Consider the following 22960-nt stretch of genomic DNA (forward strand, 5'->3'; position numbering starts at 1 on the left):
TTAATAAATTCAACATTTTAATTTTACACTTTCGTCATTTTGATGTAAGGTTTTTGGCTAAAATGTAAATTTTCACCTGTTTTTTACGCTACTCCGCTTCTTCTTACGACATTTTTTCCTCATATTGTGATTTATTTTCCTGATTGATTTTATGCTTAATGGCTTTATTTCACTAAACCGTATAATCTGCTGATAAGACTTTACAGAAGTGCTTTGGAGACCATAAACATTTATTATTTAAACAATTTTAGGGTTATTTTTGCTTTAATTAAAAAACACAAACACTATGAGACTTAGAAACTTACTAATCATATGCGCCATAACTTTCACTGGCTTAGCGTTTTCCTCATGCACGGATGAATCAGAAGATATAGTTCCTCAGGATTTAAACGGAAGTGAGAGTCAGGCCACAACGGGGAGTAGTGGAGAAAACAGTCAAGGAAACTAATCTATAATTAAGTGAGTAAACTTTTGGATGTAAGATATTGAGACGAATAGACTGCGCCTTAATGCTCATAAATTGCGACCTTTAAATTTCGTAAAACCAATGCAATGAAATTAACCTATACCTTAATACTCAGTCTTGTTTTACTGGCCTGTTCTGAAAAAGAAAATGTAAAACCAGACAATGCAGAGTTACCCACTGATAAAGCAGGTCTGGAGCAAATTATTAATTCCGACAATGACGATGATCAAAAGTTAGCGGCATATTGGGAACTGTATAAAATAGACAGGCAAAGCAATTTTGATCAGGCTAAACTTTATTTAGATGAAATTTCAATTTTAGCGAATCAAACGGGCAATAATCTATTTCAAGGTAGAGTTTCTCATGCTAATGGTCTTATCTCATATAGAGACGGTGATTATGTGGATGCAGTAGCTCATTATTTAGAGGCTATTGATTTTTTTGCAAGTCTTGATGACCCCATATACAGGGCAGATGCTTTGAACAATATTGGTGTTGTTTTTATGGAGACGGGTAATTATGAATATGCAATTAAGTTTTTAACTAAGGCGAGAGAAAATTATTTGATGGCCAAAAATACTCGCTTTCTGGTTATGGTTGATATTAACTTGGGTATTAGTAGTTTTTCTAAGCAAGATCCTGATTTTGAAGGTGCGAATAAATACTTCCAAAGGGCGTTGGAAAGAGCTGGGGAATTAAATGAAAAACAAGATTATTATTTTAATAGAATTCATAATCAAATTGGGGTAAATAAGTATAAGCAGGCAGATTACGGTGCTGCTATACACAATTATCAACTTTCCTTAGAGTATATGGGCACTGGTGAGGGCATAGAGGAGAAGCAGGCCATAGCCTATGCTAATATTGGTGAAGCCTATATGGATCAGGGTAATCACGCAGAAGCTGAGAGATGGTTAGAAAAGTCGTTGGAGTTATCTTCTTATGTTACAGACAACCTGGTTAAAGTAGATATTCATAACATGACAGCAAAGCTTTATCAGGTGCAGGGCATGCATGCAGAGGCGGTTAAGTATCTGGAAAAAGCCATTGAAATAGCTGATAAGGATGTAATCAACGAGTCACTTCAGGAGACTATCGATCTGGTGAGGGTGTCCTATAAATTTCTGCAAAATTCAGGTAAACCTGTAAGCGTAGCCCGGTACGAGACGGCTTTGAGTGTTGACGGCATGCAGGATTCGCTTGAAGAGGAGTTATTGGAAAAAGCTAATTTCAAATCTTTACAAGCTGCTCTTGGCCTTTCACTTGAACTGGATAATCAGATCAGGGAAAAGAAAGCCGAAGTAGAACAAAGAGAGTTTATCAGCAATGTAGCCTTGTCTTTGGGTATTCTGCTTATTATAGCCGCTATCCTTGGGTTTGTTTATACCATCAACTACAGAAGGACCAAAAAGAACAGGGATGAGTGGAAGGACGTGTGCCTTGAGGTAAGGGACGTTCTTGAAAGCATTCCTAATTAGTGGTTCTAAGCAAAACATCACAGAATTCATTACGCTTGTCCTGAAAATGCTCACATAGAAGTGAGTGAGGGCAACACTAATACTACTCTCCTCCCGAGGCTATTACATTAAGGCGCCAGACTTCATGCACACATCTACTTTTTGGCGGGTAAATTTATTCCTAGATAGCAGTTTACAGAGCTAAATAGCGGCTTTGCTAAACTTCCAAAAGTTTGGTAAAGCTTTACTGTTCTGTATTACAGGCTGAGGGTAATAGCCTTAAAGCGGAGGTTTCCACCCTTTCTATGTATCACCTCACTCGGTAAGGTCTGTAGGCCAATATTGGCTAGAATGCCCTCTCCGTGCCGGAAGAGGGAGTTTTGACTCTGCTAACACTTTAGCTTATTAAATGCAGGTTCAATTCGTTTGCAGCCATGTAGCATTCAGAAAGTAGGGGTAGGATAAAGTAAGATCAAAGTAGAATAGCATTGACTCTCCTCCCCAGGTCATACTGAGCCTGCGGAGTATCTAATTTGGTTCCTTGCATGAGCTGAACGGTGAGTAGTTACTTACTTAGGTAGATACTCCTATCGGTCAACATGACTGTGGAGGTGGAATTGCCGGGCGAATAAGCTGTGCCGAAGAAAGTAAATACAAATCTTGCGAATACTGATTAATATACTTTAAAACTGAAGTCTTCTACTTATTAAACGGCTTGCCGCCATTGGCTATTGAGCTGATCAATTCTGTAGCGTACCGTAGCTTGGCTTCTATTTCTTTGTTTCTCATATACGTGGTTTCCAGCTCGTCAACTGCCGATATGAAAGAGCTGATCAGGCTCTGGCAGGCCTCAGTATTCCCGTTTTCAATCAAGTGTTGGCAGGCTTTAATGGCATTTCTATACCGTTGTACGGTTTCAAAGGCATCACTTCCCTCTGATAATGATAAACCTGTAGTTGAAGATTTGGCAGCGCGGCCTGCATTTTCCGGGTTGTCAGCAAAGAAGTGTTCCACCGGAACTTCCAGGATACTGCTTATTTTTATAAGCAGGTCAACTTTTGGGTAGCCCTTTCCGGTCTCATATACCGATATAGTCCTCACGTTTACGCCGATCTTTTCCGCGAGTGCTTCCTGCCCGAGTTGCGCTTTTTCCCTGAAGTATCGAAAATTTCTTGCAAAAGTTGACTTTTTTGTCAATATATGATTATTTTAGCATATCAACTTGATAAAAAAATCAAGTTTATGATTTTTTACACATTTAAGAAGTGTCAAAGATATAAAAAAAGAACTTAAAAATCAGGTCATTAGAGACCTTACAAGATTAAAAAAAAACACAAAAGATCAAGAGTTTTTATATCCGGTTTCTGACGTGTAAATGATCAGCATTTTAACTTAAACCGTAAACTTACAAAATACCAACAACGTGAAGAAGCAGGACAAATCAGAGCACTACCAAAAGATTATTGACAGTATGGAAGAGTTGACATCAAAAATGGATGCTATAGCTCAGGAGTACTTTGAAGCCAATGTAGATTTTATAAGTAAGCTGGGAGATGCCCGGCTGAGAGAAGACCTATCCGAAGATGCACGACTGTCGTACTACGACAGAAGGTTCAAAGATTTATTAGAGGAACTGGAGAACGAAAACAGGCTGTTGAAGCGTGAGAAGATCAACCTTCAGTTCCGTAAGAGTCTGCTAACTGCAGATGAAAGCACTTCTTTAATATAGAAAAAGGCAACCCTAAAGTGGGTTTAGGTTGAAGTCATCATGGGGGGTATGCACACACATATCCCCCGGATGATGTTACTTGTTTACCGCACACTTTGCACTAGTAATTTTCTTGATATATTGTTGGCTTATCAGGCATTCTGCAGGTCCTGCAGAATGCCTTTTCAACACCCTTTTGTCGAAGCTCGCCGGTGGTATAGTGTTTAATTGTTACTTGGCTGTATGATGTCACGTAAACTATTGTAAGAGGTGGGAATGCTCCTGTTATTATAGGGATATGAAGCTTTGTAGGAAACAAAACGATAAGCTTAATTGCAGGATACACCGGATAATTCTTCCAATATTTGAAAGCTACACAATAAACAAAAAAAGAGCAGGCTCCACTTCCTGCTCTTTCACTTTCTGTTAGTCTACCTTAGAGAAATTCGTCATCTCGCAATTGTAATTCTTGATAAAGAAATCATCCATTTCATCGGCTTTGAGCGATAGTTCGGTCAGGTTCTTTTTAATCTCTTCCCTGAAAGGAGTGTACAGGTCTGAAATGGCTACCCTGTAGGAGATAAAGATCTGGTTTTGGTAAATACCGAGCTGATAAGGCTCCACAGGGTTGCTCAACAGGTATTTCAGCAGTGCTTCCAGGTTGCCTTTAGGCAGTTTGTTTAATGGAGATGTAGCATACAGGTAGTTCTTGTTATATGTAAATATCCTGATCTGCGAACTTCCCTGATGGAACTCCCAGGCCTCTACTCCTGACCTTGCCAGCACGGGATTAATACCCAGGCCGGAGATAGCACCTTCTACAAATTGAGCAAGGTCTGTAAGTGGTATTTCATCGAAATATTTCAGGTCGATATTCACACCGCAGCTTGCGCAATACTCGGTGGGAGTGGTGATCAGCTCTGCGCATGAGCTGCATTTCAAGGCCATTGAAGACTCAGTATGTGAACTGACCGAATCCAACTCTTCATGCAGTGTCTCTACGGGAATAGCGAACCCCATATTGTCAGCATTCTGAAACTTCGATGTGGCTATACCTATCAATGTGCCATCGGCAGCTACTACCGGGCCACCGCTGTTTCCGGGGTTAACCGCAGCATCGGTTTGAATATAGTGTTTGCCAGACATCAGTTGCCTTGGGGCGGACACTATTCCTTCGGTAATGGTATAAGGCATGCCATAAGGGAAGCCAAGTACGTAAACAGACTCACTGTGGCTAACCCCTCTGTCGGCCTGGTAAGCCATGGGCTGCGCTTCAGGAGCCTCATGCCCTGAAGCCAGAAATGCAATATCCACATCAGGGTTAATGAAGATCACATCAGCCAGGTAGCGGTTCATTTTGTGGTCTTCCAAAGTTACCTGCCTGTTCCCGGCAATTACGTGATAGTTGGTTACCCATATATTTCTGTCCTTCAGGATGAACCCCGTTCCGCTTCCTTTTGAGGTGATAACTTTATATACGCTTGATTTTATATTTTCTATGCTCATTTTTATCTAAAATAATAGGTTGATAATTAACTGGCCGTTGCCACTGAATCCGACCCGGCGAGGGCGTTGTACTTCTGTTCATTCATGATGGTTTCCATAGCCTCCATCAAAATTTCCGCAGCATCTTTCCACTCGGTGCCACCGGCCTTTTCCAAAGCTGAAGTGATGAGGTTTCTGGGTGTTTCATCTACCATGTTATAGTAGAAAAGGCTATAAAAATCCTTGAGAAGTGTAAGTGTGGCGCCAAGGTAGTCGGCCTTTTTAATCTCATTCTGAGCCGTTTCATACCCGTTCTTAAAGTTGTTTCTGGTGTTTTGCAGGTTGAAACTATACTTGTAAGGCACAAATGTATCTATAATATAGATGTCACTCAGGAATTCCTCCTTGTTGTAATTCTTGAGCTTCTGCAGGAATGTCTTGGCTCTGTGGATACGGTCCTGATAAGGGTCACGGCCCATTAAGTCGGCAATGGCATTTTCCAGTTCAGTCCTCAGGTAGCCCTGCGGCGAGACATAAAAGTCTATCTTCATAAGCAGTATCTGGAATACATCATAAAGAAAAGCGTCCCATCGCTTGCCTTCAAAGTAAGCAACATAATCTTCCGCCTCGGTAATGTACTCCTGAATGGTCTGCCAGGTTTTTTCCAGTTGATCCGGAGTGAACCTTTGTATTTGAGGCTCGCGCATTCTTACCGCTTTAAATTTTTCTATGAACAAGTCGTCATACTTGTCGGCATTCACGCAGATCTCACGAAGTGCATCATAGACTTTGTATGGCTCACACATGCCAAGCGGCGAACTAAAGTGAAAAGTAAGCTGGTCCTCGTTGTGCAGGATGATCTTGGTCATCATCAGCGGGTGGAAATTTAACTCCGTTACCTGACGAAGCAAAGGTACCAACGGGCCGTCTTGAAGTTTTACAAAGGGCGCTTCAACATGGAGCTGGTCATTCTGTATTTTGATACTTACTACAACAGAGCCATGAGGAATATTGAATTCCGTCTGATCCGCATTCCCTGTTTTGGCAGCCAGGTCAGGATCTATATATTTCAGTATTCCCGTAATTGATTCTTTAAAATTCCCGTTGTCATAGGCTTCCAACACTTTGGGCCAATAGCCGACATTCATTTTATTAGCCGTTGTGCCAAGTGCCGAATGATAAAAAGATGGAGATGTGTTCATTGGTTTAAGTTTCGTGTAAATTTTAAATCAGGAATCATTTTTTGCGTATAATTCCAATTTATCTTAGACCAATATAAAATTTTTTTGAAAAAGATGTGTAATATCTTCAATTACAAGGGCAATATTTGAGTATTTTTTATGTTTAAAGATGTATTCCAAACAATAAATACCACGAGGCTACCGCGGTAATATAACCGATAAATGCTGGCAATGTGCCCAGTTTGATATACCTGATGATGGTCAGCTCCTTGACCTGACCCATGGCTGCCACACCTGCCGCCGAACCGATCACAAGAATACTGCCCCCTGTACCGGCAGTGATGGCCAGTAAAACCCAATAGGTAAATGCGATGCCTTCCGGAAGCATCTTAATAACCGCTGCCGTCAGCGGTACGTTATCCACAACAGCAGATAATATGCCCAGTGAAGTATGCCCCATGATGATGGCTATGGGATTGGCGGCAGGATTGTCCCCGAATATCAATAAGGCAACATCACGCAGTACACCCTGATAGTTGAGTGCCCCTACTGCCAGCAGTATGCCAATGAAGAAATTGAGGGTGGCCATATCTATGGTTTTGATGATGTTTACGATGTGTCCTGCCTTTTTTTTCAAGGTGCCCTTTTTCAATCGGTAGTCAATTACAATGGCGCAGGCCCCAAGCCCCAGCAGGATGCCAATAAAAGGAGGGAGGTGGAAGAGGTTGACGATCACTGCAAACCCGAAAGTGAAAAGGCCGATAAATATAATGCTCCACTGCAAAGGCAGCACCTCTTTGGTTTCACGTCTTTTTCGGTCTTCATTTCTTATTTTAAGAGTAAGTATGGCCTGGGGGACTGCCCATGCTATTACTGAGGGGATAAATCCGTAAAAAAGGACCTGCCAGGCGGTAAACTTACCGGCAAGCCACAGCATAATGGTAGTCACATCTCCCACGGGTGACATGGCACCGCCGGCATTGGCTGCAATGACTATATTGATTACGTATATCACGAAGTTTCTTTTCCTGATATACAAATGCCGCCCGATCTGGATCATGATCAGCGTGCTGGTGAGGTTGTCCAGAAGGGCCGAAGCGATAAAAGTGGTGAGGCCCATGAGCCAGAAGAGCTGCCGGTCAGATATTTTGAGTATCAGCAGCTTGGATTCTACCCAGGTGAAAAACCGGAAGTGCGCCATCATTTCAACGATGGTCATGGCACCCATTAAAAATACAATCAATGCAAATATTTCGGCAGATTCGTGCAGCATGGCCTCCCGCAGCAGCTCTTCATCTTCACCTATGGCTACCACTATCCACATGATAGAGCCGGTGAAAAGGGCTATCCAGCTTTTGTTTACCTGGAGGTTGTGCTCGAAGGCAATGGCTGCAAAACCAATGATAAAAATGATAATGAGGAGGATGGATTCGTTATCGTACATGGCTGCGACTGTTTATATAAGGTAATAGGTAACCATACCACAGAAATTTCGGATGAATTCAGGCCGTAAATCTAACAGTCAGCATTATCTAAGTGTTATGATGTTAATCATATATTAAAATGAGATTCAGGCTTTGCTGCTTAATGCCAAGATAATGAGAATCTTACTGTTTATACATTTGTGAAATAAAGTGGATTTGCCCTCATAAAGGGCCATGAAATTGCCCTTCTCGAACCTTTATTGTAACTTTGCGTTTGGTAAAACAGAAATAAAAACACCTAATATAATGATCGAGGAAAAAGTAAAATACAAGGTCAAAGATATTTCTTTGGCAGCGTGGGGCCGTAAGGAGATTGAACTTGCGGAAGCGGAAATGCCAGGTTTGATGGCACTTCGCGAAGAGTATGGAAAAGAGAAGCCCCTTAAGGGTGCCAGAATTGCAGGTTGTCTTCACATGACTATTCAGACTGCAGTATTGATCGAGACTTTGGTAGAGCTTGGTGCCGAAGTTACCTGGTCTTCTTGTAATATATTCTCTACCCAGGACCATGCCGCTGCTGCTATTGCTGCTGCAGGTATCCCCGTTTATGCCTGGAAAGGAATGAACGCCGAAGAATTTGACTGGTGTATTGAACAGACTCTTATCTTCCCTGATGGTCAGCCCCTCAACATGATCCTGGATGATGGTGGTGACCTTACCAATATGGTATTTGACAAATACCCTCAGTACGTTCAGGGTATTAAAGGACTTTCAGAAGAAACAACTACCGGAGTTCACAGACTGATCGAAAGAGAGAAGAATGGTACTTTGGTTATGCCTGCCATTAACGTAAACGACTCTGTTACCAAGTCTAAATTTGATAACAAATATGGTTGTAAAGAATCACTCGTAGATGCTATCAGAAGAGCAACCGATGTGATGATGGCAGGAAAAGTAGCTGTTGTAGGTGGTTACGGTGATGTTGGTAAAGGTTCTGCTGCTTCATTAAGAGGAGCCGGAGCCAGAGTGATCGTAACTGAAATTGACCCTATATGTGCACTTCAGGCTGCCATGGATGGCTTTGAAGTGAAGAAAATGGATGACGCAGTAAAAGAAGCTGACATCGTAGTTACAGCCACAGGTAATAAGGACATCATTGTGGGCCGTCACTTCGAGAGCATGAAGGACAAAACCATTGTTTGTAACATCGGTCACTTCGATAACGAGATTGATGTTGCGTGGTTGAACAAAAATGCTGAAAAAGATGAGATCAAGCCTCAGGTTGACAAATACAGACTATCTAGTGGCAATGATATAATCCTTTTGGCAGAAGGAAGACTGGTAAATCTTGGATGTGCCACCGGCCACCCTTCATTTGTAATGTCTAACTCATTTACTAACCAGACTTTGGCTCAGATAGAACTTTGGACTAATGCTGATAATTACGAAAACAAAGTTTATACGCTGCCTAAGCACCTGGATGAGAAAGTAGCAAGACTGCACCTGCAAAAAATTGGTGTTGAGCTTGAAGAGCTTAGCGAAGACCAGGCCAAGTATATTGGAGTAACTGTTGAAGGTCCTTACAAACCTGATTACTACAGGTATTAATTAGGGAACTTTCCTGATGATATAAATAAAGGCTGCCTTATGGAAGGGCAGCCTTTTTAGTTACTGTACAGAATTACAATCAATACTGCATTTCAGTTCTTCTGCTTTTGAAAAATGGTCTGAGTACTACCTTGTCCAGCAAAAGCAGGGCAAGTATTAATACTGCAAACAACAGCCCATCTGTAATGATCTTTAGGTTAACACTATCAGGAAGCTGAACATCCGGCATTTCCATTACATTGCCCACCTGAGGCAGCTCGACAGTGTCAAACATATCCAGGGTCAGCATGCTTTCGGTCATATACAATGAGCCGGCAATTACGGTTAACAGGGCAAGAATAAGGATGATCAATCCGTTTTTCCTGGAATAATTTATACTTTTAACTATAGGCTTGTCCAGGTTGGCCATTACTTTACTGCTGAAATTTTTCGAAGGTGTTTGCAGTGTTGCGGTCATTAGCAGTAGCTGGTCGGTCTTTTTAAGCTCCTCCAACCGGAAAGCAACCTGAGGTTGATCACATGCCTTTTCGACCCTGGCAGCTTCCTCTTTGCTCAATAATCCATCTATATAATCAAGCAGCAGCTCGTCTGTTATTTTTAATGGCTTTTCCATAACTATAAATTTAATGCCTCTTCCTTTAATATTGTTTTCATTTCATCGGCTAATTTTTTTCTGGCCCTGTGTAGCCTTACCTTCGCCGTATTAAAACTCATATTGGTTATTTCTGAGATTTCGTCAAGCGAAAAATCTTTTAAGTAAAATAACGTAAGTATGTTCCGGTCTATCTCCGGCAGTTTTCCCAGAGCCTGTTTAATAAACCTTTTTTGATCCTGAAGCTCCATCTCCGGAGTGGAGCTTTCATAGTAGGTGTACTTCACCGTGTCCAGACTTTCTTTCTTTATTTTTTGTTTTCTCTTGCAGGTAATAGCCGTATTAAAGACTATCCTGTAGAGCCAGGTGGAGAATTTTGACTGCCGGTTAAAGCTGGCGAGGTTTTGATAAGCCTTGATAAAACTATCATGAGCTACCTCCTCGGCATCCTCCCTGTTGTTCAGGATGTTCAGAGCTATGGTGAAAGCATAATTTTTATGCTTTTCTATAAGCTGATTATAGAATTCACGCTCGCCCTCCAGCACCTTGTCTATTATGATGAGATCATCCAAATTCTTCACGCCGCTTTGACGCAGGTTAATCTACTTAAGTTACAGCTATTTTTAAATTTTTTCAATGGATATCCGGCGCACGCCACCGTTATCTGAAAGCAACGGAGAAAATATTTGAAATACCCAACCAAAAGGACACCGGCTAAAGTAATCCCAACCAACCGGCTTTTGTGCATATATTAAACTTTTCCCTAAATGTGTTAAGTGGTTTTGGAATGACTGCTAACAGAGCTAAATCGCAGCTTTACTAAACTTCTGAAAGTTTGGTAAAGCTTAACTTGTTCGGTAACACCGGCTGAAGGTAATAACCTTAAAGCAGAGGTTGCTACCTTTCTGAGCATCGCCTCTCCCGGCAAATGGTCTCCTGCCATAATTGAATATTGTGCCTCCGAATGCCGTAGAGTTCTTCGAGAGACTCTACTGGGAAGTAATATATAATCCGCCCTTAACGTAATAGCATTGTAGCCCCCTCGATGGGACAGTTGGCCGGTGGTTTTTTAACTTTTTGATAAATCTTTGCTTCAGCCGAAGCTTCTAATTTCTAAACTGTTCTGTAGCACTTAGACCGTCATCCTGAAATTTTCCATCTTGTGCACCAAAATATACGGCAAACTTTATGGAAAATATTCAGGATCCCCTGATCGTGGCAATGCCGAAATTTCTGCCACACACTCTATCAAACCCCTAATCTCTCCAGCTCTTCATTTAGTAGATGTTAGGCGGTCACGAACTTTGTCTCGCACCCGTCATTACTTTCCAGTGAATAGTCTTGAAAAGACCCCGCGATATTTTAATCTGTCATAGAGTGGGGTTGAGCTAATAGTAAAAAAAATTTTTGATCGTTGTAACCTGCATCCAGACAAGTGCGTCAAAGGGGCAAATGTTTAACAAAAGGTCAAAAAAATGGAAATCGAATTTATTGCAATCTTTATTCCGATCATAGCCATCATAGGTGTGGTAATTATGATCATTTACTTAAGAAGATATACCAACGTAGAGCGTTTGGCAATGATTGAAAAAGGAATGTCTCCGGGGGATCTGCCTAAATCCAGGGCTAATACCAGCGGTCCACTCAGGTTTTCCCTGTTATTGATCGGAATAGGCCTGGGGTTCATTGTAGGTTATTTTATAGATGCCAATACCAATATGAATGAACTTAGCTATTTCTCCATGCTCTTTATATTTGGAGGTATAGGCCTGGGCTTATCATACATCATTGAAGAGAAAAAGTCCCGTGAAGAGAGCCTTACTAGATAAAGATCAGGCCTACCAGCCAACTTGTGGCCATTGTCAGTATGATGATGGCCACAATATTTAGCAAGATCCCTGCTTTCATCATATCCCGCATCCGGATGTGGCCACTGGCAAAAACGATGGCATTGGGAGGTGTGGAAATAGGCATCATAAAAGCACAGCTTGAGGCCAGTGTAGCGGGTATAACCAATATCAGCGGGTTGACATCCAAGCCATTGGCTACACCAATCACCACCGGGATAAAGATAGCCACCAGAGCTACGTTGCTCATCAGCTCCGTCATCAGCAATACAATCGCCGTTACTACAAGGGTAAGTACCAGGAGGCTTGTTCCATGGTAATTACTTACCGCATCACCAATAAGCTGGATAATCCCTACTTCCTCAAGGCTTTTGGCCAGGCACATGCCTCCTCCGAACAGGATCAGTATTCCCCATGGAAGTTTTGTGGTATCCTCCCACTGGAGCAGGGAAGTCGACCCACTGAAATTGACCGGTACGATGAACATAAGCGCCCCACCGGCCATGGCAATGGTAGTGTCAGAAAGCAGGTCAATACCTATTACCTGGTTCAGTTGCGATTTGAAGATCCAACAAAGCGCGGTGATGGCAAATATGATCATCACCAACGTCTCCTCCCTGGAAACAGCACCGAGTTGATGCAGCTTATTCATAATCACCTGCTCGGAACCCTCAATATTTTTCATTCGGTTGGGAAACAGTACCCTGGTAAGCAGAAAATAACAGGTAAACAACAGTAAAAGACCTGTAGGTATGCCCATAAGCAGCCATTGGCTGAATTGCATTTCGTAGCCGAGCATTTGTCTCAGGTATCCTGCCATAACGATATTCGGAGGCGTGCCGATCAGGGTTATTGTACCGCCGATATTGGCAGCATACGCAATGCTAAGCATGAGGCTAAGGGCAAAATTCTTATAAGCTTTATCAGGCTCAGTATTTTCAAGCAGAAGGCTGATCACCGATGTGGCTACCGGCAGCATCATTACCGCCGTGGCAGTATTGCTTATCCACATGCTGAGCAGGGCAGTGGAGAGCATGAACCCCAAGATGATGCCATTGCCACTGGTGCCGGTTATTTTGATCAGGTTGAGTGCTATACGTAGATGCAGATTGTGCTTCTCCAGTGCTATGGCGATCATAAAGCCACCCATAAAAAGGAATATGATCGGGCTGGCATATGGAGCGGTAGCCTCAGCAATTTTGAAGATCTGGAGCAGCGGTAGCATGATCATGGGAAGCAAGGCTGTTACGGGGATAGGTATTGCTTCCGTTACCCACCAGGTGACCATCCAGGCGGTCAGCGCCAAAACACGCCAGATTTCAGGAGTAAGGTATTGAGAATCTTGAAAGCGTAAGACTATAATGAAAATAATGGGGCCGAGAAGAATTAATAACCAATTAAGCCTTTTCATTTATTAACAGGTTTAGGAAAGCATAATTAACTATAAAAATGCTTATGACCAAAGTGATGGACACTTTCACTTTATTCGAAATAATATTTGGCAAACTTTGATTTTTCGGAATTTATTTTTAGAATAGGATGTGGATTCTCCTAAAACATATCGAACCCACCTGCGGGATTGCGGTTTTAGATCGAAGCCTGTAAGCCTTCGCAACCTGCAGCCTATCTTCGACTGTTAGTTAAACAATTAAATTTTCGACCCATCTATGAAACTCATATTTTCTGAGTTTTCGTATTTGTTTTGTTTAACCTAAAAATCCATTTACCATGAATAATTTTATGAAAAGCGGGTATGCTTTTGCCTGCACTATATTTTTGCTGTGTGCATGTGAAACTGATAGCATATCACCGGAAAATGAAAATAAAAACCAATCATCAATAACGGAAAATCCTGAAAAATCCTCGAAACGTGCCCGGTCAAGTGCGTCGATAGGTATTGTGGGCAGTAGTGCCGATGTAAATACCTCTACCTCAGGAGGTACGGTGCTGATGGGAGGAGGGCCTGATGTAGACGAGGCCATTCAGTGGATGATCAATCGCTCCGGAGGCGGTGACTTTGTGGTGATCCGGGCTTCAGGTACGGATGCATACAACAGCTACATCTATGGCCTTGGCTCCGTGAATTCTGTAGAAACTTTGCTTATCGATTCCAGGGTGCTGGCCAATGATGCGGGTGTGGAGGCTACCATACGAAATGCCGAAGCCTTGTTTATTGCCGGAGGTGATCAATATGATTACGTCAGCTATTGGAAGGATACCAAAGTGGAAGGCGCCATAAATTACCTGCGAAACAGTAAAAAGGTGCCTGTTGGAGGTACTAGTGCCGGATGTGCCATACAAGGGGAAGCATATTTCGATGCAGCCAACGGTACCGTGTATTCGGATGAAGCCCTTGACGATCCGTACAACCAGTACATGAGCCTGCAGACCGGCAATTTCCTGGATATTCCTTATCTGGAGAACACCATAACCGATACCCACTACAACGACCCCGACAGAAGGGGGCGCCATCTCACTTTTCTTGCCCGTATGAATGAAGACTGGGGTGTAAACGCCAAAGGCATAGGTGTGGACGAGGAAACAGCAGTTTGTATTGATGCCAGTGGCAAGGCCAGTGTGTTTGGTTATGGCTATGCTTTCTTTTTAAGGCAAAACGGCTTAGGGCCTGAAAGGTGTGAGCCCAACAGGTCTCTGGACTGGTATCGCGGTCGTCAGGCTGTAAAAGTTTACAGGGTTCGAGGTAACAGCTCGGGAAGCAATTATCTGTGGCTGACCAATTGGACCTCAGGGGCAGGAGGAAGCTGGCAATACTTCTATGCTGACCGGGGCAGGTTCAGGTTCTCAAATTAATTGGATATTAGCTGGAGTTGGTCGCCTGAGGGTTGTATAACCTGAGGGCGGCCTTCTGTTTTTTTTAAGTTGGCAAAGCCAGGAAAAACTGGATCAGCATAAAATAACCAAGAACCAGGAATATGGCATGTAGCCAAACTTTTTTATTGAAATATGCCGCAGTAGCTGCCAGCAGTACACCTCCGGAACGGATAACGTTCTGGATGAATACATTCCCTATATCATTGTACACGAAGGAACTGATGATAGTAAGCACAAAATACACCGCAAACAGTGAGAACAGCCATCGGGTATTTTTATAGAAGTAATCTTTCAGGTCAACGTCTTCATTCTTTTTAAAATCGGGGAAAAGAATAACACTGATAAGGTAGAAAAGGAAAATGGGGATCAGCGAGTAAATGAAGAAGAATATACTTTCGTTGATCGCAGAAGTTCTGGGCCAGATACCCCACCAGTTCTGAATGAACATAACAAAAGCAAAAATTGTCCAGAGAAGATGCTGCCAGTAAATGCGGATATGGTTACGGTTCTTGATAATCGAACCCCAACCCTGAAAATACTCTGCACCTACATAGCCAAAGATGATAGCACTAAATACCGTGAGATACTCCGTATGGGTGAACCCTTCGATAATATCGGGGACTTTTTCCTGCATAAGGAATAAATATACAAAAATTAATTAGAGCTGATAAGTTCCTTTGCACTTTCAAAAGCAATGCTTGAAGGTTTGTCGCCACCAATCATTTTGGCGATTTCCTCAATGCGCTCCTTCTCCTCCAGGGCCTTGATCTTACTTTCAGCTTTTATAGATGAGCTGTCTTTATAAACAAAGTAGTGCTTGTCTCCTTTGGCTGCAACCTGCGGCAGGTGGCTGATGGTAATGAGCTGATGGTTCTGAGCCATACGCTTCATCATTGAGCCCAGCTTCAAAGCAATCTCTCCGGAAACCCCGGTATCTATTTCATCGAAAATGATGGTAGGCAGGGATATTTTTTGAGCCAGTATGTATTTTACACAAAACATAAACCTCGAAAACTCACCACCGGAAGCTACCTTGGAAAGCTCCTGAGGTGCTATACCCTTATTGGCACTGAAAAGGATGTTGATCAGGTCTATACCTTTATCAGTCAGTTCGCTTTTAGTGCTGGTGATTTTTACGGAGGCATCTGGTATACCTACCTGGGCCAAAAGTTCTCCAAGGTCTTTTTCAAGTTTAGTGAATACGGCACTGCGCTTTTGGCTTAGCTCCAGGGCTTTTTTCTCAGCAACATCTTTTAGTTTCGCCACATCTGCCTCAGCCTTTTGTATCTCTTCATCCATACTGTTGAAGCGATCGGTTTTGAGGGTAAGATCTTCCCGTATGCTGATCAGCTCTTCCACAGAGCCTACATGGTGCTTCTGCTGGAGCTGATAGATCATGCTGAGCCGCTCCTGCATGAGTTGGGTTTGCTCAGGGTTGAACTCAACCTGTTCTTCCTCTTTTTCCAGCTCCCTGATGATGTCCTGCAACTCTATAAAAGAACTTTCCAGGCGTTCAAAAAGTGATGAATAGCCTTTGGAGTACTTGCTCAACTGGCCGAGGAAAACCTTTGCCTGTTGCAAACTGTCAATGGCTGAGAATTCACTATTGGAGAGTACATCCAGTGAGCCGTTGAGTTTTGTTTTTATTTCCTCAGCATGCTCCATTACTTCGAGTGAAGCCTCAAGTTCGGCCTGCTCATCTGCTTTCAGGTCGGCCTTTACCAGCTCATTCAGAAGGAAAGCATTGTAATCAGCTTCCTTGCTTATCTCCGCATTTTCGGCTTTGAGCTTCTCCAGGTGTTTCTGGGCTTTTTTATAAGCATCATAATCCTTTTTGTAAGCATGCCTTAGGGAGGTAGTACCTGCGAAGGCATCTACAAAAGCAAGTTGGTAGTTTTGTTTGCCAAGGTTCAGCGTCTCGTGTTGCGAATGCACATCCATCAGTCGTGTGCCAAGCCTTTTGAGTACATCTAAAGTTACAGGTGTATCATTTATAAAAGCACGCGACTTGCCGGTAGGGCTTATCTCTCGCCTGAAAATAGATACCTCTGCATAATCAAGCTCTTCTTCATCAAAGACCTTCTGTAAGTTGTAGTTTTTAATATCAAACTGACCTTCTATGATACACTTGCTTTCTTCATCAAACAGCGCTTTGGTGTCTGCCCGGTTGCCCAAAAGCAGACCGACTGCTCCAAGCATAATAGATTTACCCGCACCCGTTTCACCTGTAATGATGTTCAGGTTGGCTGATGGGGTGATTTCCAGATGTTGGATTAGTGCATAATTCTTGATTAGAAGATGTTTTAGCATCCTGATTTAATAATCTATGATGATTTCCGAAATTCCGTTCAGTGCTACAACCTGTTTGGTCAGTCTCATGTTTTTAACTTCCAGACTGTCGCCCTGCAGGTTGAGAAGTGTTGCCATGAGGACACTCCCGTTTCCAAGCACAATATTAGCTTTTTTACCTGAAATTTCTGGCCACTTTTGAGGTATGTTATGAGTGGAAATCCTTAACTGACGTTTAGCCACGATTATTTAATTATTTTTTCGTAATCACTTCTTTTCGAAGGGTCGATGGTGGAAAGAATGTCAAAAGCTTCCCTTCTTACCTGGATGTTGCCCTCGGAAAATATGTTGATCAGTTCGTCCGATTTGGCATCCAGAAAACTAATAATTAGTATTGAGCTGGGGTATATATCCCTGATCTTTTTAATGCTTTTCAATACCTCCAGTATTTGCTGACGGCTCTTGTCCCTATCCTGTTCATACGTATCCAAAGCCAGCCTGTGGTATTTGTAAAGCCCTTTGCGTATATCGTGCATCTGCTGGTTAGTCAGGTTCTCGATCAGCCAGTAGCGGTTTCGTGTGCTTCCAAGAGCGTTCCATCCCGGACGGTTGGCCTGCTGGGCATTGTTTACTATGGTAAGGGCCTTCTGAAAATAAGGAGACCCGCCCATTTCGCTGAATGAATCATAGTCCATACCCAGGATCAGGTAAGCATAAAATGCCAGCATAGAAGTCAGGTTCGAATTAAAAGTGTTGATGTTGAAATTCAACGGCTGCGATTCCACATATTCAAACTGCCAATCACGGTCAGCGAAATTAATCATGATCGACTCGTAGTTGGAGTTATACACTGGTCTTGCAGACTGTACCTGCACGGTGGCTTCGTAGTTGCCAATGCTTTTCGGGTCTTGCAGGGTTATGATCAGGTTGCATTTGATCCTTTCAAAACTTTCAAACTGGTCATCAGTCCATTGTTGATTGTTCAGGAACTGTGAGAAGGCATTTTCCATATCTTCAAATACCCTCCTGTCGGAAGATTGCACCTGGTCAGCATTGATGGTTACCCGGCAGTTGAGCTCCTGGGCCTTCACGGAAAGAAGTGGTAATAGGAATAGTACGGCAAAGGTTAACTTACGCATGAATTACCTCTATGATTGTGTTAATAATGTCTTTAGCTACATCTGTCTTACTTTTTAACTCGAAATTGCGGACATTATTTTGTTTGTCAATAATAGATATTTTGTTGGTATCATGCCCAAACCCGGCACCTTTATCATTGAGTGAGTTTAACACTATAAGGTCAAAGTTTTTTGACTTTATCTTGTTTTGGGCATTGTCCAGCTCATTTTCCGTTTCCAAAGCAAAACCTACGGTAAACTGCCCATTTTTTTTCAATTTTCCCAGCGAAGCAGCTATGTCTTGCGTCTTAACCAACTCCAAAGTAAGGGAGTTCGTCTTTTTCTTGATCTTTTGATCGGCGGTATGGGCAGGCTTGTAGTCGGCAACTGCAGCAGAGAGTATGGCAATGTCGGCGTCAGGGAAGTATTGCATGCATGCATCGTACATTTCCAGGGCTGATGTGACTTTAACCAATTCTATATTTTCATGGTCAACAGACTGCTGGGAAGGGCCACTGACCAAGGTCACCTGAGCGCCATTTAGCGCCATATGATGAGCGAGAGCATAACCCATTTTGCCACTGGAGTGGTTGCCAATAAACCTGACAGGATCAATGGCTTCATAAGTAGGGCCTGCTGTAATGAGGACTTTTTTACCGGTCAGTGCTTTTTTTTTATCGAAGAAGCTTTTTACCTCTTGAAGTATTTCCTCCGGTTCTGCCATACGCCCCTGGCCAACAAGGCCACTGGCCAATTCGCCGTGAGTAGCGTCTATTATGCTGTTACCATAATCTTTAAGCAGTGACAGGTTCCGCTGTGTAGACGGATGCATGTACATGTCCAGGTCCATAGCCGGGGCTATATAAACCGGGCATCGTGCTGAAAGATAGGTGGCCAGTAGTAAATTGTCGCAGAGGCCATTAGCCATTTTGGCTAAGGTATTTGCGCTTGCGGGCGCTATTACCATCAGGTCAGCCCAAAGGCCCAGATCGACATGGTTGTTCCATTGACTGGTATCATCTTTAACAAATCTGGAATATACCGGATTCCTTGAGAGAGTGGATAATGTAAGCGGGGTTATAAAGTCAGATGCAGAGGCAGTCATGATGACCTTTACCTCTGCACCTTCTTTTACCAGTAATCTTACCAGAAGAGCGGATTTATAAGCAGCAATGCTACCACATACTCCTAATATAATTTTCTTTCCCTGGAGCATGCCGAAGCAGATTAAAGTTGCAAGCCGCCTTCTTCGTCTTCTCTACGTCTGAACAGAACTTTACCCTCAGCGAACTCTTCAATAGCTACATTGGTCGCTTTTGGCATTCTCTCATAAAATTTAGAGATCTCTATCTGCTCTCTGTTTTCAAAAATCTCTTCAAGGTTGTCTACAGTAGACGCAAACTCGGCTAATTTAGAGTTTAACTCTTCCTTAACGTTTACTGCTATTTGTCTTGCTCTTTTTGAAATGATTGCTACACTTTCATACACGTTTCCGGTTGGAGCCGAAAGCTTGTCCATATCTCTTGTAACAATAGATGCTTGAATAGCCATAGTTATATTTATTAAAGTTATTTTATCTTTTAGCCAACTCTGTTACTTTTTCCTGGCTGGCATTATATTTTTTTTCTGCCTCACGAAGGTATTCACTATCCGGGTACGCGTCTATAAATTCCAGATAGTATTCGTTGGCCTGACGGTACCTTTCCAGTTGTTTGGAAAGTATACTCTTGGTTGCAAGGTCGTACTGCGCCATAAATTTCAAAAATGCTATCTCCTCATTGAACTCTGAGTCAGGGAAATCATTTTTAAAAGTTTCAAAAGCTACAACTGCAGCTTTATGACGTTCTAACTTATAATATTGTTTAGCGTTTTCGTAACCTTTTCGTTCCAGTTTTTCCTGTATTTCATCAATTACCTTCGAAGCGTCTTCCCTGAACTTGCTGTTTGGGTATTTGTTCAGGAAGCTTTGCATGGCTATCACCGCTTCTATGCTGCTGGTCTGGTCCAGGTTGTATGCCGGTGAATTGGCATAGAGCGAGTAAGCATGCATGAACTGGGCCTCTTGTGCAAATTCACTTCGGGCATAAGTCTGATAGAATACTTTGAAATGATGTGCAGCCAGCAAATAGAACTTCTCGTGATACTGGGTATAGGCAAAATAGAACTGGACTTTTTCACCTTCGGGCAGTCCTCTTACGATGGGCAATATCTGCTCGAAAAGTGCCCCAGCCCTGTAATAGTCCTTGTTTTCATAATAGTTTAAGGCTGCGTCGTACTTTACACGCCAGTCTTCACTTTTTTCTATTTTTCTGAACTTGCTGCAAGACGCCAGAGAAAAGATAAGAAAAGCAGCCAAAAAATGCTTAAAAAATACCCGTTTCAACATAAGGGTGCAAATATAGGTTAGTAATTGTTAATAAGCAATAAAATGATATTGCCGGGAAATCAGGGTATATAACGTAAGATTTTTAAAGGTAGTTTTAATACGGCAGGTTTATTTTCTGATAACAAGCTTTCGGGTCATAACCCCGTCGTTATCAATGTACAAGGTGTAAAAATATACTCCCGGGTTAAGGTCTTCTGTGTTGATTTTTAGCTTGGTTTCCAGGTATGCCAGTTCATACTCCCCGATAATGCTTCCGAGTACATTATGGATAACTATTTTGGCATGGGTGTCTTCATGCAGGAGGTTATAATCAATGATGGCGAAATCTACCACCGGGTTGGGGTAAACATCATTGATATGAACTTCATCGGTACTGAAAATTGCTTTTTTACTGTTCAGGTCTTCTACAGTGTAGGTCACCTCGTACTCTACGGCATCAGAGGGATTGTCACGGTCATAAATTAAATATTTTACCGTACTAAAGCCCGCCACAAGACCGGTTTCCAATACGGTTTTAAATTTTGTAGAAGTTTCTCCGGGTTCCAGTTTTTGGGAGATAGGCATCTGGCTTACTTCGGCATCATAACATTCGCCACCCCAGCAGAAGTAGCTGGTTTGGCTGGTACCGATAACCTGCTCAACCCTTTTTACAACAATTTGAATAGGTCGGCCGGTGTTGTTCTTTATTTTGACGGGAGCTTTAATTACATCTCCGATACTGCCTTTTAATGTGCCTGATTGACCAACGATCTCAAAATTCTGTGCATGCGCAGAGCACATGAGCACAAAACTTAATATCATTGGTAGGAATATTTTCATATTAACACATAATAATTTTTATAGCAATTCGTTGTGGCCGTGTAATTACTTAAGATACGTAAAAATATTTATAATAGATACGAAACTTTACGTTTTTGGTAACCTTTTTATCCCCTCCGGCCTTTATTCGTTTTCTTTCTCGGACACCTTTAAAACTCCGGGTTTCCCGGATATTTGCATAGGAGCTTTTTCAATCGTTTGTTGTTTCGTTTTTTGCTGCGCGAGTATGGTGCTTTCCAACATTTCTTTTTTTACGGGCTTCTCCTCTTCACGCCAGTTAAAGTCCTTAAGCTTTTTTTGTGGCTCCTTTATTTCGTGGGGTGGTATGAAGGATGCATCAGGTTTAATGTAGAATGAAATGTTATCAGCCTTGTTTTCTTTAAACTTGATGAGCATGGAGCTGCAGATAATTTTATTGAGTCCTACAAGGTACGACTCGGTTTCGTCGAGCGCATAAAAAAGGCTTTCCCCATTACCATTGACATCTACCTTATGGATGTTGCCCTTGTTAAAATGGGCCACCATGGTCCGCCCCTTGATCTGGTTAAAATTGCTGATGCTGTCTTTGGAGATAACGAACGAATTTACCGACATATTGAGCTTGTCGATGGTATTATTGGCAATCTGGACATTGATAGAGTCAGCAGTCATTTGGTTTCCGGCTGACCAAAGCACCGGATCATCATAAAAGTAGATAATGGAGTCGGCAGTAACGTAAGCCAGGGAATCAGCACGACCCTGAAGATCTGATTTAAAGATCTTTACATTGTTGTAGGCCAGCAATCTCTTTTTGGCAGGGTCATCACTTTCAATAGCCACCAGTGTGTCTGCTGTCAGATACATAGTGTCCTGCTCCATGATCTTTTTCATAAGTGCCCGCCCAAAAACCTTGGCTATGCCTTTGTCTTTTTGATAAAAGCTCCGGTCACCCGTTATGATCACGTCCTGCTCTTTAGAGATCATCTCCACATGGCCTATTGCCCTGTAGTATTTCTTAAGATCATCGAGGAACAGGTTGTCCCCTTCGAGAATGTAAGACCGGGTTTCAATTTGGCCGATATTCAGGTCAGATTTTTTGATTTTGGTATCATACTGGCCTTCTTCATAGTTAAATATGTTGCCTTCTACATCGGTGAGCTCCGTGGGTGCCCGGAAATATACAATGTTGGTCTTGGTATTGTATTGAAGTGTATCTGATCTTAAAGTGTATTCCGGGTTTTTTCCTACTACATCCGATTTGAAAGAGGCCATGTTGTTATTGACCTGGTAGTACCCTTTTTTACTGGTGAGTACGTTGGTGCTGTCTACCAGTTTTCCACCGTTATAGTACCGTGCCTCCTGCTGGTTTCTGTAATAGTCCAGGAAATCGGTATATAAAGTAACCCGGCCTTTTTTTACAAAAACTACATTTTCCCGCAGCTTGGCCTCTTTTTTATCCCCTTCGTAGATCAGCTTTTTTGCCGTGATCACTACAGAGTCTCCCTCCGTAATTTTCACATGACCAAACGCTTCCATGTAGTTTCGTTTACTATAAAAGTGCACGGAATCACTATATATGGTAGTCTCATTTTGTTCGAAGATCACATCCCCAACGAACCGGTCGAAGCGCTCACCTTCTTTATTGATGCCACCAAAAAGTTTATCCGCCTGTTTCATTTTGACCTTCTTTTGTGCAAAGCCGGCGCTTCCGCAAAGTATGGCCAATCCTATAACAAGTGCTATTTTAAGTATTATTCTCATTTAGTTAT

20 protein-coding genes are annotated in these 22960 nt (G+C 42.4%); 5 read left to right on the plus strand and 15 right to left on the minus strand.

What is annotated here, in order from left to right:
* The first annotated feature begins 552 nt into the window (after positions 1-552).
* On the plus strand, positions 553-1944 hold the full coding sequence (locus tag E1163_RS27185) for a tetratricopeptide repeat protein (protein WP_155176382.1): 1392 nt from the start codon (positions 553-555) through the stop codon (positions 1942-1944).
* A gap of 678 nt (positions 1945-2622) precedes the next feature.
* Here E1163_RS27185 and E1163_RS27190 read toward each other — a convergent pair.
* Positions 2623-3120 carry a helix-turn-helix transcriptional regulator gene (locus E1163_RS27190; RefSeq protein ID WP_155176384.1) on the minus strand — a complete coding sequence of 166 codons (498 nt, stop codon included), beginning with the start codon at positions 3118-3120 and terminating at the stop codon, positions 2623-2625.
* A 226-nt stretch (positions 3121-3346) separates the two neighbouring features.
* Between E1163_RS27190 and E1163_RS27195 the strand changes: the two genes are divergently transcribed.
* Complete coding sequence (locus E1163_RS27195; RefSeq protein WP_155176386.1) at positions 3347-3652, plus strand: hypothetical protein; 306 nt, start codon at positions 3347-3349, stop codon at positions 3650-3652.
* A 405-nt stretch (positions 3653-4057) separates the two neighbouring features.
* On the opposite strand, the gene E1163_RS27200 is transcribed toward E1163_RS27195, so the two are convergent.
* From E1163_RS27200 to nhaD, 3 genes are all read right to left on the minus strand, one after another.
* Positions 4058-5137 carry a trypsin-like peptidase domain-containing protein gene (locus E1163_RS27200; RefSeq protein ID WP_155176387.1) on the minus strand — a complete coding sequence of 360 codons (1080 nt, stop codon included), beginning with the start codon at positions 5135-5137 and terminating at the stop codon, positions 4058-4060.
* A 26-nt stretch (positions 5138-5163) separates the two neighbouring features.
* Complete coding sequence (locus E1163_RS27205; RefSeq protein WP_155176389.1) at positions 5164-6318, minus strand: hypothetical protein; 1155 nt, start codon at positions 6316-6318, stop codon at positions 5164-5166.
* Between the two features lie 142 nt (positions 6319-6460).
* The gene (gene nhaD / locus E1163_RS27210; RefSeq protein WP_155176391.1) at positions 6461-7741 is read right to left on the minus strand and encodes a sodium:proton antiporter NhaD; all 1281 of its coding nucleotides are present in this window, start codon (positions 7739-7741) and stop codon (positions 6461-6463) included.
* Positions 7742-8027: 286 nt separating this feature from the next.
* On the opposite strand from nhaD, the gene ahcY reads away from it, so the two are divergent.
* Positions 8028-9329: an adenosylhomocysteinase gene (gene ahcY, locus E1163_RS27215; protein WP_155176395.1), complete on the plus strand. Its 1302-nt coding sequence runs from the start codon at positions 8028-8030 to the stop codon at positions 9327-9329.
* 79 nt (positions 9330-9408) lie between these two features.
* Here the strand turns inward: ahcY and E1163_RS27220 are convergent, their stop codons facing one another.
* Together E1163_RS27220 and E1163_RS27225 are read right to left on the minus strand one after the other, a co-directional pair.
* The gene (locus E1163_RS27220; protein ID WP_155176397.1) at positions 9409-9942 is read right to left on the minus strand and encodes an anti-sigma factor family protein; all 534 of its coding nucleotides are present in this window, start codon (positions 9940-9942) and stop codon (positions 9409-9411) included.
* Between the two features lie 2 nt (positions 9943-9944).
* Positions 9945-10502, minus strand: coding sequence for a sigma-70 family RNA polymerase sigma factor (locus tag E1163_RS27225; protein ID WP_185156231.1), 558 nt, complete (start codon positions 10500-10502; stop codon positions 9945-9947).
* Positions 10503-11396: 894 nt separating this feature from the next.
* Here E1163_RS27225 and E1163_RS27230 point away from each other — a divergent pair.
* Entirely contained in the window at positions 11397-11750 is a 354-nt protein-coding gene (locus tag E1163_RS27230; protein ID WP_155176402.1) for a DUF6249 domain-containing protein, read from the plus strand.
* On the opposite strand, the gene E1163_RS27235 is transcribed toward E1163_RS27230, so the two are convergent.
* Positions 11743-13179, minus strand: a complete 1437-nt coding sequence (locus E1163_RS27235) for an SLC13 family permease (RefSeq protein WP_155176404.1) — start codon at positions 13177-13179, stop codon at positions 11743-11745. The genes E1163_RS27230 and E1163_RS27235 overlap by 8 nt on opposite strands.
* 317 nt (positions 13180-13496) lie before the next feature.
* Here E1163_RS27235 and E1163_RS27240 point away from each other — a divergent pair, with 317 nt between their 5' ends.
* The gene (locus tag E1163_RS27240) at positions 13497-14579 is read left to right on the plus strand and encodes a cyanophycinase (protein ID WP_246223932.1); all 1083 of its coding nucleotides are present in this window, start codon (positions 13497-13499) and stop codon (positions 14577-14579) included.
* Between the two features lie 64 nt (positions 14580-14643).
* Here E1163_RS27240 and E1163_RS27245 read toward each other — a convergent pair whose 3' ends face one another.
* The 8 genes from E1163_RS27245 to E1163_RS27280 form a co-directional block, all read right to left on the minus strand.
* Positions 14644-15234, minus strand: a complete 591-nt coding sequence (locus E1163_RS27245) for a hypothetical protein (protein WP_155176406.1) — start codon at positions 15232-15234, stop codon at positions 14644-14646.
* 20 nt (positions 15235-15254) lie between these two features.
* A complete protein-coding gene (recN, locus tag E1163_RS27250) occupies positions 15255-16910 on the minus strand; it encodes a DNA repair protein RecN (protein ID WP_155176408.1) in 1656 nt (551 codons plus the stop codon).
* 224 nt (positions 16911-17134) lie between these two features.
* Positions 17135-18028, minus strand: coding sequence for a type IX secretion system protein PorD (porD, locus tag E1163_RS27255; RefSeq protein WP_155176410.1), 894 nt, complete (start codon positions 18026-18028; stop codon positions 17135-17137).
* Positions 18021-19223 (minus strand): bifunctional phosphopantothenoylcysteine decarboxylase/phosphopantothenate--cysteine ligase CoaBC, encoded by a 1203-nt coding sequence (coaBC, locus tag E1163_RS27260; protein ID WP_155176412.1) that lies wholly within the window; start codon positions 19221-19223, stop codon positions 18021-18023. The genes porD and coaBC overlap by 8 nt, the downstream gene beginning before the upstream one ends.
* 11 nt (positions 19224-19234) lie before the next feature.
* Positions 19235-19558 carry a DNA-directed RNA polymerase subunit omega gene (locus tag E1163_RS27265; RefSeq protein WP_155176414.1) on the minus strand — a complete coding sequence of 108 codons (324 nt, stop codon included), beginning with the start codon at positions 19556-19558 and terminating at the stop codon, positions 19235-19237.
* A gap of 22 nt (positions 19559-19580) precedes the next feature.
* Positions 19581-20393 carry an outer membrane protein assembly factor BamD gene (locus E1163_RS27270; protein ID WP_155176416.1) on the minus strand — a complete coding sequence of 271 codons (813 nt, stop codon included), beginning with the start codon at positions 20391-20393 and terminating at the stop codon, positions 19581-19583.
* Between the two features lie 108 nt (positions 20394-20501).
* Positions 20502-21212: a T9SS type A sorting domain-containing protein gene (locus E1163_RS27275; RefSeq protein WP_155176419.1), complete on the minus strand. Its 711-nt coding sequence runs from the start codon at positions 21210-21212 to the stop codon at positions 20502-20504.
* Between the two features lie 123 nt (positions 21213-21335).
* On the minus strand, positions 21336-22952 hold the full coding sequence (locus tag E1163_RS27280; protein WP_155176421.1) for an OstA-like protein: 1617 nt from the start codon (positions 22950-22952) through the stop codon (positions 21336-21338).
* Positions 22953-22960: the final 8 nt, after the last annotated feature.

The organism is Fulvivirga kasyanovii, from assembly GCF_009711405.1.
Classification (GTDB): Bacteria; Bacteroidota; Bacteroidia; order Cytophagales; family Cyclobacteriaceae; genus Fulvivirga; species Fulvivirga kasyanovii.